The 14,104-nt window shown below is 50.8% G+C and carries 10 protein-coding genes; all 10 read right to left on the bottom strand.

All coding sequences use genetic code 11. The annotated features are described in order from the left end of the window. Positions 1–124 precede the first annotated feature (124 nt). The gene (locus tag MKY48_RS11110; RefSeq protein ID WP_339292925.1) at positions 125–1,213 is read right to left on the bottom strand and encodes a glycosyl hydrolase family 18 protein; all 1,089 of its coding nucleotides are present in this window, start codon (positions 1,211–1,213) and stop codon (positions 125–127) included. A gap of 28 nt (positions 1,214–1,241) precedes the next feature. Next, complete coding sequence (locus MKY48_RS11105) at positions 1,242–2,999, bottom strand: polysaccharide deacetylase family protein (RefSeq protein WP_339292924.1); 1,758 nt, start codon at positions 2,997–2,999, stop codon at positions 1,242–1,244. A gap of 32 nt (positions 3,000–3,031) precedes the next feature. Continuing rightward, complete coding sequence (locus MKY48_RS11100; protein WP_339292923.1) at positions 3,032–4,903, bottom strand: glycosyltransferase; 1,872 nt, start codon at positions 4,901–4,903, stop codon at positions 3,032–3,034. Between the two features lie 19 nt (positions 4,904–4,922). Further along, complete coding sequence (locus MKY48_RS11095) at positions 4,923–6,236, bottom strand: nucleotide sugar dehydrogenase (protein ID WP_339292922.1); 1,314 nt, start codon at positions 6,234–6,236, stop codon at positions 4,923–4,925. Position 6,237: 1 nt separating this feature from the next. Then, entirely contained in the window at positions 6,238–7,725 is a 1,488-nt protein-coding gene (locus MKY48_RS11090; protein WP_339292921.1) for a polysaccharide deacetylase family protein, read from the bottom strand. A gap of 427 nt (positions 7,726–8,152) precedes the next feature. Then, entirely contained in the window at positions 8,153–9,061 is a 909-nt protein-coding gene (locus tag MKY48_RS11085; protein WP_339292920.1) for a hypothetical protein, read from the bottom strand. A gap of 17 nt (positions 9,062–9,078) precedes the next feature. Next, positions 9,079–10,440, bottom strand: a complete 1,362-nt coding sequence (locus MKY48_RS11080) for a nucleotide sugar dehydrogenase (protein ID WP_339292919.1) — start codon at positions 10,438–10,440, stop codon at positions 9,079–9,081. Positions 10,441–10,616: 176 nt separating this feature from the next. After that, complete coding sequence (locus MKY48_RS11075) at positions 10,617–11,423, bottom strand: response regulator transcription factor (protein ID WP_339292918.1); 807 nt, start codon at positions 11,421–11,423, stop codon at positions 10,617–10,619. A 61-nt stretch (positions 11,424–11,484) separates the two neighbouring features. Continuing rightward, entirely contained in the window at positions 11,485–12,852 is a 1,368-nt protein-coding gene (locus MKY48_RS11070) for a glycosyltransferase (protein ID WP_244878917.1), read from the bottom strand. Between the two features lie 43 nt (positions 12,853–12,895). Next, positions 12,896–14,089, bottom strand: coding sequence for a HEAT repeat domain-containing protein (locus MKY48_RS11065; protein WP_339292917.1), 1,194 nt, complete (start codon positions 14,087–14,089; stop codon positions 12,896–12,898). Positions 14,090–14,104 lie beyond the last annotated feature (15 nt).

Below are 14,104 nucleotides of genomic sequence, written 5' to 3'. Positions count from 1 at the left end.
TGCGCACTGCTCCTTGTGCACTCACACAGAAAGACTATTTGACTACAACATGAGTCATTTTACGCAAAAGGACACCCCGAGCGGCTTCTTGAAGCCATGGGATGTCCTTTCTTTTCGTATACATTCACTTATGTTGGGATTGCTGATGATAAGCTTTCAACTGTTGCAACGTATCTTCTTCCATATCCCCTAGCCGCCAGATCGCAATCTTCGATATACCCGCGTCTCTCGCCGTATCCATCCAGCCGGCAATGGTCATTCCATCCGCATACCATACGGTATGGCCCAAACCTTGGTCGTCCGTATATTCAAAATACAGGGCACCGCTTGACGGATCCCGCTTCGGATTGTCCGAGATGGAATGCGCCAGTTCCACCGCACGCTTTTCCGTTAAAGAGACAACCTTGCCGTTATTAGCCCAGTCAAACCCGCCAACCGACAATGCGATGGCATGGTCTCCCGGAATCCCCTGCAGTTTATCTGCCAGCTTCCTTATCATGGCGTGATCCGCCTTTGGCCCCGGTCCGCTATGCCCTCCGTACAAGTTATATGCCATCAGGACATAATCCGGACCTGCCGGCAACAGCTCAAAGGATGACTGGGAGATCCCCGGCTCCAGCACGATTCGAAGAGAGAAACCCTCCGCTTGTAAACGTTCATACATCTCCTTGTACAGATTGGAAAGATTCGCCCAATCTTCCTTGCGTACCTTCTCGTAATCCAGTTCCACACCGTTAAAGCCATGCTGGGATACCACAGCCAGAATATGCCCGATATGCAGGCTGCGGCTTTCCGGAGTAGCCACGATCCGGGAGATGAGCTCTGGATCCTTCTGGTCCGCCGTCCCATCGGTATCAAAGCGATCGTTTACGATGGTCAGTACCCGGCGAAGCTGTTTCCCTTTCCGGGAAATCTCCAGAAACTCAGGCAGCCCCTCCCGAAAATCCGAAGTAAAATGGAGTTCATCTTTATGATTGAAGTAAGCTGCAAAAAAATGAATTTCTTCAAGCTCACTACCAAACTGCTTCAGATCCGTAATGCCCGTCCTCCACTGCCAATCCGTAATCCAGGCAGACAGCTTCACTCCCGTTTGCGGTAACTGAACCTGCAGCGATTTCTCCTGCTCTTCGGTGCGCAGCCACCAGAAAGAGACAGCAGCACACAAAGCCATCAGTACCAGAGCTCCTGCCCATTTCCTCCTGCGATTCTTCATTCTTGTTCACGTCCTACGCCATCCGAATTTAAAAAGTCTCCACAGCCCAGTCAACCGCCCGGCTCAAACTTCTCTGCACGCCTGTCAGGACACCGGTCAGTCCGGACGGCTTGTTCGTAAACAGCAGCTTCATATCACCGCTCGCAGGCTCGGATTTAATGGTGACATCTTCAAAAACAGCGTCATAAATATCATCTTTCTCATTCTGCTCATGATATTGCGATTCAAACGCCACGCCCCCTGCACCAATCGAAACATCCACAGACTGCTGATCCAGAATCAACTGTTGATCGACACTCACGGACAGGGAATGGCCTTTCACCGAAATCTCCAGCCAACGGTTGCCAAGTATGTTGACCGGATACTCATTCTCATCATCCCGGTCTCCGGACTGCGTCTGCTCCTTGGTATATACCGATGCCTTATCGAATTGCAGGTCCTCTTCCCCCCACTCGACCTTCGGCAAGGTATAGGTGAACAGCTCCTCGGGTGCTTGACCCGCTCTCTTCTGTTCTACCACCACGTTATTGTTCTCCAGAAGAAGCCTTAAGTAAGAGCCCTTCGTCCGGTCGTAACGGACATAGATGGACTGCCGTCCTACCACATTACCGAGTGCCTTCGCCGAGACGGTTATGTCAGACTCTTCGCTGCCCTTCAAATAAACGATTCCTGCCTGGGCCGGGGGCGATGTGACCACGAAACGGTTATCCGCAAATTCAGTCGCTCCGCCAAGCAGCTCCCACTTATCAGCCTGCTGCTTGTCCCCTCGCACAAACTGCATAGATTGTCCTTGGTCCTTGTGCAGCTTCATCAACAGGTGATTGGTAGACCAGTAAGGAGCAGGCTGGACCCGAGTCAGATTATAAAGATCGCTATCCTTCGAGTTGAAGGCCATTCCTTCCCGGTTGAAATTCATCCCAAACAACTGCCGAATCTGCTCCGTATTGGCATTGGCTACAAGCTGATTCATGCCTCCGCCCAGCGCATTGGCGTGCATGATCATATACGTGCCTGGAACGTAACCAAGCGCTTTCGTGTAAACCTGATTCATCGCTTCATAGTCCGCTTGGATCCGTTCTTCCATCTCCGCGCGGTTCTCGAGCGGAATCATATTCTCATCACGTATGAAATCCATCAAATAGTGGTTGTAATACTCCACGTTGGATTTGCTGGTCAGTTCACTTTCGTCCTTAACGCCGATATAACGGCCTTCATGATCAAAAATATTAATATAAGTCAGCCGGTTGCCGTTGGTCCCAAGCTCCCAATAACCGGTGCGGGTCATCTTCAGCATATCCTTCGGCTGCAGAAATTTCCGTTCACTGTTGCCCATTTTGTTGGCATAGGACAGGAAAGTGGCCTTATAATTGTATTTCTCCAGCAGCGGCTGCGCAAACAGTGCGGAGTCATTCCGTCCGTCTTCAAAGGACAGGTACAGCGCTTTATCCGGCAGCTTCTTGCCATTACGATAATAATCGATAATATCTTGCTGCGAAATCGTAGTGTAGCCCTGTTCATATAAAGCCCTCAGTTGGGCGTCCAGCTGGCTCTTGGATACGAGCTTGGATGTCCCGGTGCGACCGACTCCAAAATAGGATAGCGCAATAAAGCCCTGATCCTGACGCCAAGCTGATTTGTCCGGCTCCTTATAGGTGCGAAAATCGAAAATTGCATTCGCCAGCAGGACGACAACTACGGCCAATACAACAACCTGTGCCGTAACTTTGATGATTTTGCGGCGATTTTTTCGCTGAACATTGAGGGCTGCATTTCGTTTTTTACCCATTTGTCATCCTCACTTCAACCGCTTTGACACGATCAGAACGGTAATCCGAATTTTTTGCCTTTGCGCTTGCGAGCTTCCTTCTTCTCTCTCGCTTCAATATCTTGCGGCGTTTCCCGGGTCCCCCATGTCGACTTCCAGAAGGTAAACCAGGCCACCGGCATCTGCCATAACAGGACAAATTCATAGAACAGACAGAACACGAAGCCGAACACCCAGAGCCTGCTCTTGCGAAACAGCAGGTGAGCAAGACTCATCAGCAGCGCCATCAGCAGCAAGCCCATCAGGAAAGTCCCTGGGAAAATGCCATGAACGATCGGCACGTACATCAAGTTATAGGCAACCACGACAGGCGCGGCAATCGGCACGATCAGGCCTATGTAGAAAAACAATGCCATAAACGGCTCTTTGCGCCAAATAAAACTTCCGGCCCGGAGCGACTCGCGCAGCCAGGAGCGCTTCCAGCGCATCTGCTGCTTCAGGAACACCTTCATCTGTGAAGGGACAATTGTCGAGCATATGGCGGAATCCTGGTAACCGGTACGATGTGTTTTCAAAATAAAGTTTGTCATGCTTCGGTCATCCCCGAAGGTGGCGGGTCTGCCCAAAAACTTCTGGTTCAGCCAGGCGTCCGCATGCTGCATGATGAGCTCTTTCCGATAGCAGGATAACGGGCCCGACAGGCAGGTCACGCTGTCAAACCAAGACTCTGCCGCTTTCATGATCCGGAATGCAATATAATAACGGACCGTCTGCAGCTTCGTCATGTTATTGGTATATTTATTCTCGACGTCCGTTCGGCCGGCAACGCCGCCCATCTTAGGGTCCTGAAAAGGCTGAACGAGGTGGCGAATCGCCATCGGGTCCAGAAAGCTGTCGGAATCCACGAAGACCACCAAATCATGCTTCGCCATCTCCACACCTTTGACAAGCGCAACCCGCTTGCCCGCATTCTCCGGCAGCACCGTATAGGACAAGCGTTCGCGGGTAGCGTAACGCTCCGCCTCGGAGTGAATCACTTCAATCATATCCTTGATCTGCTGTACCGATTGGTCTGTCGATCGGTCATCAACGACAATGACCTCCAGCTTATCTACCGGATAGTCCTGATTAATACAGCTGAGAATCGTACGTTTGATCCAATCCGCTTCATTGAAGCAGGGGATGATAATCGAAACCCCCGGTGTATAATCCGGATTGATCGGCACATCGCGATATAACGCCCCGAACAGGTAGCGTGTCAGCAGAAACAGAGCTGCGATTAAGCTGTACAAATACAGCACCATGTTGTATTTGAAATAAATAATGCTCTCGGCCCGCATCAGTATGATGAAGAGCACCGCCATGAACATCAAGGCGCTGGCAGAATACACGGAATAGCCCCACCGTTTGCGCTGAAAATATTCCGTCAGCGGCTTCTCAAATTCTAAGGCCATCATATGCTCTTCACCGGATTCTGCCGAATTCGTGGCCCGACGAACGACGCTTGCATCCATCCTTACGGCCGATTCGAAACCCTCGGGCATGGAGCCCGGCGGGATACGGAATCGGGCCTTCACTGTGTCACCCACTTCAAGGCCAGAAGCGTCGTCCGGCAGCCTGAGCAGCAGGCCGGTGGCCGAAATATCGGCAGCCTGTCCCTTAATTCCTGCTTTTTTCTTTTTCCCCTTGGGAACGATCCATACTTCGAATTCCGCTTCATAACGCAAGCTGAGCATACGCAGCTTATTTAAATATTCAGAGCTGGACACATCATCCCCAGGCTGCTGTGCTCGGTTGCCTCTTCGGTCCGCGTTCAAACGGATCTGCTCCGGATCGGGTACATAGGAAAGAGTACGTCTATCTGTACGCGGAACCGCAAGAACTTCCTTGGTGATCTTCGGTTGCTTTCTTTTTATAATCCTCATTGCTTTCTCCCATCGTTATCTACAAACTCCAATAATGAAAGCCATTCGCTTCATATTCGGTTTTTGGATAAGCTCCCTTCACGTCGATCAGAAGCTTCGCCTCTGCTGAGCTAAACATGTCCTTGAATTCGGCAACCCCAAGCTGCTTGAACTCCCGGTGAGCAACAGCGACCACCGCAATCTGGATGTCTCTCAGTTCACTCATGTCCGACAGCTCGATACCATATTCCTCATATGCCTGATGTCGGTCCACGTGCGGGTCCGCCACCATCGGCTGGATCCCGTAGTCCTGCAGCTCCCGGATAATATCGATGACCTTGGAGTTGCGGATATCCCGGCAGTCCTCCTTAAAGGCCAGACCCATTACCGCCACCTTCGCCCTCATCAGATCAATACCATGGCGAACCGCAAGTTTAATGACATGCTGGGCGATGTATTTCCCCATTCCATCATTGATATGCCGCCCGGCCAAAATAATCTTGGAATGATATCCCGTGTCCTCGGCTTTATACGTCAGATAATAAGGATCAATTCCGATGCAATGACCACCAACGAGCCCCGGCCGGAACGGGAGGAAATTCCACTTCGTTTCCGCTGCCCGCAGCACGGCATTCGTATCGATATCCATCTGGTTGAACAGCATGGAAAGCTCATTCATGAAGGCGATATTGATATCGCGTTGGGCATTCTCGATAACCTTGGCCGCTTCCGCCACCCGGATGCTTTCCGCCCGGTGGACCCCCGCATCAATGATCAGCTCATATAGACTGGCAACCGTTTCCAGCGCCTCCGGATCATTGCCGGACACAATTTTCACGATGGTCTCGAGCCGGTGCACCTGGTCTCCGGGATTGATCCGTTCCGGGGAATACCCCACCTTGAAATCTTCGCCCAGGCGCAGGCCGGACTCCTCTTCGAGAATCGGAATGCACACTTCCTCCGTAACGCCCGGATATACCGTTGACTCATACACAACAACCGCTCCCCGGGTCAATGCGCGGCCGACCAACCGGCTGGCATTGCGCACGAATTTCAGGTCCGGGACATTTCCGCTTTTCACGGGTGTCGGAACAGCCACAATAAAGCAGCGAGCCTCCTTAAGCTTGTCCGGATCCGAAGTGAAGGCAGCCGTGCAGTTCGTAAGCAAAGCATCTCCGATCTCACCAGTAGCATCGAATCCGCTGCGATACTGCTGCACCTTGGCCTCGCTCAGATCGAAGCCGATGACATCCAGCTTTCTTGAGAATGCGACCGCCAACGGCAGGCCTACATATCCAAGACCGACGACCGCCAGTCTGTCTACGCGGTCCAGCATGTTTTCAAATAATTCCATCTTATTCCATCTCCATTGCGGCTTTGTCCTGCAGCTGCATCATGTCCGCCATTTTTACAAACGTATATCCTTTATTCTTCAGCCCTTCCAGTACACTTGGCAGAGCTTCAATGGTATGAATGTCATCCAGCATATGCAGCAAAATGACGCTTCCCCGTTGTGTCTTTGTCATTACCCCGTTCACAATATCGTCGGCACTATTGGAAACATCCCAATCCAGCGTCGTCACATCATACATTGCAATGACCGGGTAACCGGTAGCCGCCAGCGCTTTGGCCCGTTCATCATCAACCACACCGGTCGGCGGACGAAACAGCATGACAGGCTGCTGTTGTATGGCCTCCGTAATGACCTGGTGGGCCTTGACGACATCCTTCTGCAGCTCTTCGGGCGTTAGCGATGTCACGACGGGATGACTGTAGGAATGATTAGCCACATCATGTCCGCCTTCCACCATCGCCCGCGCCAAATTCGGGTTGCTTTCCACTCCTTTGGCCCGCAGGAAGAAGGTGGCTTTCACGTCATGCTCCGCCAAAATATCAAGGATGCGGGTAACCGTTTTGTCACTACCGAAATCATCAAACGTCAGGGCAATTTCTTTTTTGTTGGTATTGACTTTATAAACCAGTTCATATTTCGCCTGTTCATAATCCGGGTTCATTCTCGCAGCGTCGTATCCCGGAATTAACTCGAGCGGTTTTCGCTCGCCGCCATTTCGCACCAGCTCATCCAGCGTGACCAATCGATATCCGATATCGTCCACGGCCTGGGCGATGTATTTAATAGAAGATATCACTTCCGGATTGACGTCGGTATTCATGGAAATAATGCCGCCTCTGGAGATGAACCTGGTCACATACTCTCCAATCTCTTCAGCACTCTGCATGTTGCGGTCCTTAGGATTGATGTTATAACTTACAACAGCCTTCATCCCGAGATGCGCGGCTGCCAGTGGCACTTCTTCCGGATAATCGCCGGAGCGTGTCCGAACATAGCGGGGCTGGACGCCCGTTTCCCGCTCAATGACATCGTTCGCAAGCTTGATCTCCTTATAGATCTGATCGTAATTAAGCTGACTCATATCGAGCTGATTGAGCGTATTGTTCTCAATTTCATGGCCTCTGGACAAAATGGCATCGGCAATGTCCGGTTCCTCCGCCACTCGGATGCCCGGAAGAAAGAAGGTCGCCTTGATTCCGTACGCATCAAGCTCATCGATCAGGGCCATCATGGTCGCTTTATCGCCCATGCCGTTAAAGGTAAGCGCCAGTTCTTTCCTGGCCGTGTAAACAAACGGGATTTCCCTGCTCTTCTCCCCCGTATACCGTTCCACTTGTTGAACAGTCGCTATCGAACCGCCCGTCTCATCACTGGGAGCTTGCTTACCTCCAAAAAGACCGCAGCCACCCAATAACGTCAGGGTTAACAACAGTCCGGTCATTCTCGTAAGCATGTATAATATTCGGGTTTTACTAGAATCTCTTTTCATCTGGATACTCCTTTTAAATTTCAAACAGGGTTTTTCTTAAAGCCCTTCCTGAATAAACCAATAGAATATAACACCAACATATCATAATTGCTATTACTTTTTTGAAAAATTCATGAATTTTCATCATTTTCATATCTTTGAATTACAATAACGAACCCCCGGTCGTCCAGCTTATGTAATCCGTTGTCCCATGTTTTTTCAAAAACGACTCTTACCCCTTGCCGCTTGATGATTCACATTATAGAATTCAGTTCTATACAATTTCTAAACAATTTCCGTTTCAAACCGGGGCCTCACCCTCTGTCAGACAAAAAAAATACCTCCGAAAGTCTATAAAGACCTTCGAAGGTATGTTGAATAGTGAATGATTCATGTTGTTCATGCTGTTACAATTTAACCTGGAAATCGTAATGAAATCTCATGCAAATCAAGGCTCTTCCCCAGCCATCGCGGTTCGTTTGTGAACCCAAGCCTGGTAGTGATGGACGGCCATTCCCGCAAAGGAGGAATGGTCGCTGCCAAGTTTGGCGGCACGCAGGGCTTCGTCCTCCATCTCCTGTTCGCTCTTGGCAAAGAAGGTTAGATGCTCGCCTTCCTCCGTATCCCCGAGCTCCATGCCGATCCAGACGGACTTGCCGAGTTCATCCGCCTGCTCCAGCTCTTCCTTGGACAACTCATACATCTGCTCCCCGCTGTCCCGGTACGCCATAACGGCAATCGCGTCCGTGTTCTGGATCATCCAGCGGCTGAAGGAGTCGGCATCCGCGCTGCGCGGTCCAGGTACCTTGTCCAGCCAGAATGGAACGGCGGCACTGAACGAGAGCCCCTGACGCTTCGCCTCCTGCACCCAAACCTCCATGTTCGCGCTCCATTCTTCCACCACCTGTGCCTGTTCGCGGCCCCATCTCCGGAGCACATAGGGCTCGACATCGAACTGCACGCCCTCGAATTTCTCCTCAGGCGCAGCCGTACGATTGTACGCTTCCAGCCAGGTCAGCAGCTCCATCCCTTTTCGCCGGCCTTCTTCATAAGCCCAATCCGGCTGACCGTTCAAGGCGTGAACACTGATGCCCTGCTGATGTGCTGCGGCCACAAAATGGCGGTACTCCTCGTCCGTCACCTCTTGTTGAATCTGCAAAAAGATCGTTGTAATGCCTTCACTGCCGCTAAAGGCTACAATCTCCTCCGTTTCACTTCGGATCAGACTTGCATCCCACAGCCATGTAGCCTTGTTCTGATTCACCTTGCCTGACGGGAGAAGAAAAAGGATCAGCAGCAAAAGACAGATGCCGGCAACCAGGATGATCCACTTCGCTTTTGCATGTATAGGCCTCATTCTTCTCGTCCATTTCATTAGATCAAGACAGCCTCACCCGGCTCAGCTACATGCTGAACAGAATGGCCGATCTTGTAAATATGAGGTTCGGCGAACGCTTTAAATGCATTTCGCGTATCTAAGATCGGCACGCCGGTCGAAGCGATTGAATGATAATCCAGATTGCTGTGGTTTGTGATGAGGACGATGCAATCGTAACGGCTGAATTTCGCAAGATCATACTCCACGCTGTGAATCGTCCCGCCTTGCTTATCCACAAAACTGTGGGCATACGGATCGTAATAATCCACATAGGCACCATTTTCCTTGAACTGTTCATATACTTCAAGACCCGGAGATTCACGCAAATCGCTGATATCCGGTTTGTAAGCCATGCCTAACAGCAGGATATTGGAGCGCTTGATCGATTTGGCATATTCATTCAGAATCGTAGCCGCCTTGTTGATCACGTAGTAAGGCATATTATCGTTGGTGGACTGTGCCAGCTCAATGAATTTGCTATAGAAGCGAAAGCCCTTGGCCTTCCAGGACAGATACATGGGATCCAGCGGGATGCAATGGCCGCCGATGCCCGGTCCCGGATAGAACGGCATGAATCCGAACGGCTTGGTTGCCGCTGCATTGATCACTTCCCATACATCAATGCCCATGCGGTCACACATCATGGCCATCTCGTTGACAAAGGCAATATTCACACTGCGGAACGTATTCTCCAGCAGCTTGGACATTTCCGCCACTTTCGGGTTGCTGACGGGTACCACCGTCTCCACGTATTGCTTGTACAACGCTTCGCCCAGCTTTAGGCAGGCTTCCGTCGTTCCGCCGATGACCTTCGGCGTATTCCGTGTATTGAACCGGCTGTTGGAGGGATCGACCCGTTCCGGCGAGAAGCACAGATAAAAGTTTTGGCCAACCTTATAACCGAGCTTCTCAATCGGCTGTTGAATCAGTTCCTCCGTGGTTCCCGGATAAGTCGTGCTTTCCAGCGTAATTAACAGATTAGGCTTCATAAAGCGCTTGAGCTGATCGACTACCATTGTAATGTAGGAAGTATCCGGGTCCTGATTCTCACTGAGCGGCGTTGGCACGCAGATGCTGACCGCGTCAATCACAGCAATCATGCTGTAATCCGTTGTCGGCTTAAAGCGTCCGGTTTCCATGCATGCCGCAAGCTCTTCGGACGAGATGTCCGTAATATAGGACTCGCCGCGGTAAATCCGGTCAATTTTGTCAGAATCCAGATCGATACCGATGACCGTGAATCCCTGTTTTACCATTTCTACAGCCAGCGGCAATCCTACATAGCCCAGTCCCACAACACCCAGAACGGCTTTCTTATTCTCAATGGCACTCAATAAAGTTTCATATTCCTCATTCACAAGTATTCAACCTCCATCGGATGTATAGTCTATTTGTCTATTTCTTTTGCCCATTCGCCAAAAGACAGACCTCGTTTTGTTGAACTCTCTCCTTGCGATTAAAGAACCTCTCAGCTCAAGTAATCACGTATCATTCATCAATTCTGATCAAACTAAAAGCGTTAATAACGATGTGTTTAATGAAGGCAGCGGCGGATGCGGGCATCCAGCTCCACCGGCGAGAACGGTTTGGTTACGTAATCATCCACCCCGTTTTGGAAGCATTGGCTGATCGTTTGCTCCACACGTTTTTCGGTTAATACCACAATTTTCGGCGGTTCCTTCACATCCAGCTGCTGGATATGATGAATGAAAGGCAGTCCATCGATGCCATGCAGATTGAGCTCGGTCAGCACAAGATCCGGCTCCCATTTCGGGATAAGATCCAGTGCCTCCAGACCATCTACCGCTTCAAGTGTTTCATAACCTTGCATGGTCAAGCGGATCTGTAAAAACTCCCTCACCGTGGCATCTTGATCCACGATGAGAATGCGGTTTTGACCGCTGTCTGCTTCCTCCTGCGTAAATATATGAATATCCGAAGAGGTGCTGAGCTTGGCCGCTTCCGCCATCTGCTTCAGCGTCAACGCTGACGGCGCTTCGGTAAGCGCTGCAAGCGTAATACGCGGATCTGCTTGCTCCAAACGGCCTTGCAGATGCTGCTTCAGGAGCAGCGCCTGATAATGGGCGGCATCCAGCGAATATCCAGGCAAGGTAACAGCCAATACACCGGTATTGGTGTCTTGCAGTACCTCACCATTCACGCAGGACAACTGGTCCACAAAGTTTTGAACCTCCGCCAGCCCAGCCTCCGTCTCGGACGGATTGCCTGCACAGTACAGAAACAGCAATGCTGTCCCATGGCTATGGTTTCTCACTTCCTCCTCCAGGCGGCCGTAAAAATCAAAGGCCTGCACGCGTTGCAATGTTGCGGATTGAGACATAACTGTAGGTCCCACCTCTCTTTATATTTTGATGCTGTTACATATGAACCGGGCCTTGAAGTCAGGCAGCCTTGTTCTTATCTTTCCAGCTCTGCCGGGTCATGGTACCCCATGAATTGTTGTTTTGCAGATATTGAATATGCCCCTGCACTCTCCACAGCACACCTAACTGGTGGTAACCCACGAATTTGAGTGCCGAGAAGAGGAGCATCTTCACCAGATCGGACAATTTGGTATACCGGCGGAAGGCCATCTCCTCCAGGATGAGAGCGCCCACGCTGAGCAGGTACCCACTTAAAAAATTGACGAGTCCAAACACGACCAGCACATGCCAATTTGTCATATCCAGCAAAACATATCCAAGCAGAGCCAGAAGGCCCGTAATTCTGAAGTAAGGGTTTAGCGCTTCAAAAATAACGTTGTAGGGCATCGTCAACAAGCCCATGACTTTATATTTCGGATTGAACACCATATCGCGGTTCTCGATCATGTTCTTCAAGTTTCCCCGTCCCCAGCGCTTGCGCTGATTGGACAAAATATTGTAGCTGTCCGGCGCTTGCGTCCAGCACACCGCTTCCGGGCAAAAGGAAACGCGATATTTGATTTTATTTTCCAGCATATAGCGGTGCAGCTTGATAATGATGTTCATATCTTCGCCGGGATAGCCTCCCCGATAGCCGCCCACCGCAATGACATAATCTTTGCGGAACAAGCCGAAGGCTCCCGACACGATGATGAGCCCGTTGAAATGACTCCACCCGATTCGTCCTCCCAGGAAAGCTTTCATATATTCGATTGATTGGAACATCGGCCATATCCGGCGCGGCAAGGATACGTCCTTAACCTCTCCGTTCTCAATCACGCAGCCATTGGCGATTCGAACATCCCCGCCGATGGCCACCGTTTCCTCGGGATTCTCCATATACATGCGGGCCATCCGAATCAGCGCATCCTTCTCCAGCAATGAATCGGCATCGATGGAAGAAATCAGCGGATAACGGGACAGGTTAATGCCCGCGTTCAATGAATCCGCCTTACCGCCGTTCTCTTTGTCAATGAGGTAAAGCTGCGGGTACTGCGGATTATAATAAATGCCGCGAACCTTGTTCGTATTGATGTTGCCGCGGACCTCCGGATTGGGCAGCAGTGTCAAACCGTACTCCTCAATCAGCACCTTCAGCGTCTCGTCGGAGGATCCGTCATTGATGACGATGACCTCGTAGGTTGGATAGTTCAGCGTCATCAGACAGCGGACATTCTCCGCAATGGTCAGCTCTTCGTTATAGGCCGGAACCAGCAAAGATACCGATGGAACCAGTTCCGAACCCGAGAGCGTATTGTATTTGGAATACGTCGCGCGTCTGAAAATATCTTTAATATTTCTGAAAGAAAACATCAGAATTACAAAATAAAGCGCGCTAACGATCATGACGTAATATATCGCCACCATACCGTAAGTGAGCAGGATATCTCTAAGCAGTGTAATCTCCTCCTACTCCTGCAACTGTGCCGATCCGTTTGTTCGTTTGAACACCGAAATAACGATCGTACACCAGTTTCTTTTTATTAAAGGCCACCATTTGTTCAACTTGCTCGTATTCGACTTCGTTGGACATGATCCGTTCAATCCGGTACAAGGCCGTTTCCCTGGCCGGACCTTCTCCTGTCAACGCGGCTTGGCACAATGTCTCGAAGCCTTGTTCTCCCAACATGGCCAGGCTCTCCGCGCTGTTGTTGCGCACATGCCAATTCTCGTCCTTCAAGGCGGAAGCGAGAATCGGAATGCTGCCTGCGGCATGAAGCCGTCCCAGCGCTTTTGCCGCTGCTGCGCGTACTTCCCACTCATGATCATTCATGAGCTCCGTAATGGTATCATCCTTCAGGGCCGGGTAGGAGCCAAGATACAGCTTGACCGCCTCCGCACGCACATCCTTTTCCTCGGATCCAACCAATCGATCGAGTGCCGGCACGACAGCCGGAATGGCCTGCCCCCACATGGCTACAAGCGAAACCTTGACCAGTCCAGGATCGGGATCATCCAAGAGCTTGCGCATAAGGCTGGCCGAATCCAGCCGGGTTTCAAGCAAAATATCGGCAGCCATATGATGAATGGCTTTATCGTAGGACAGCAGCTTGGACAACATTTCTCGAATTTGCTGTGACTGAACTGCGCTTTTGGCAATCGCACGTGCAATGATGATGGTCATCGGACCATATTTCGTACGGTTCATCAGATGCTGAAGCTGCGGCACAGCCTCTTCCGCACGCATCCCCCCAAGGCGGTAGACCGCTTCAATACGGCGGTCTTTCCGCAGGCTGGATAATGCCCGAATCTCCTCTTCCACAAATCCAGCTTCCCGGCATAAGCGCAGGAGCTTCTCTCTGGCGTCCCCTTTGAATTGCTCGATCCACTCGATGAACTTGGCTTGAATGACTCGGCGCTCTGCCGATGTCAATTTGCCCGGCGGAAGCTTCAGCGTCGTATCGTCATGCAGATGACTCTGCACATACACAAAATAATCATGATGTTTTTCTGTTAAGCGTTCCGTTTCTCTTTGTATGGCATTGTGCTTGATCTTCATTTGGAACAACAGGATAATGCCGGCTGCAATAAGGCCGAGACATACATAGGCGAAGACGTATGCCATTTCTAAATTTGAAAACATATCCGATGGCTCCTC

Origin of the sequence: Paenibacillus sp. FSL W8-0187 (assembly GCF_037969755.1) — a bacterium.
Classification (GTDB): domain Bacteria; phylum Bacillota; class Bacilli; order Paenibacillales; family Paenibacillaceae; genus Paenibacillus_AQ.
Note: the sequence above shows the minus strand (reverse complement) of the source record. Positions and strands in the feature narration are given on the sequence as shown.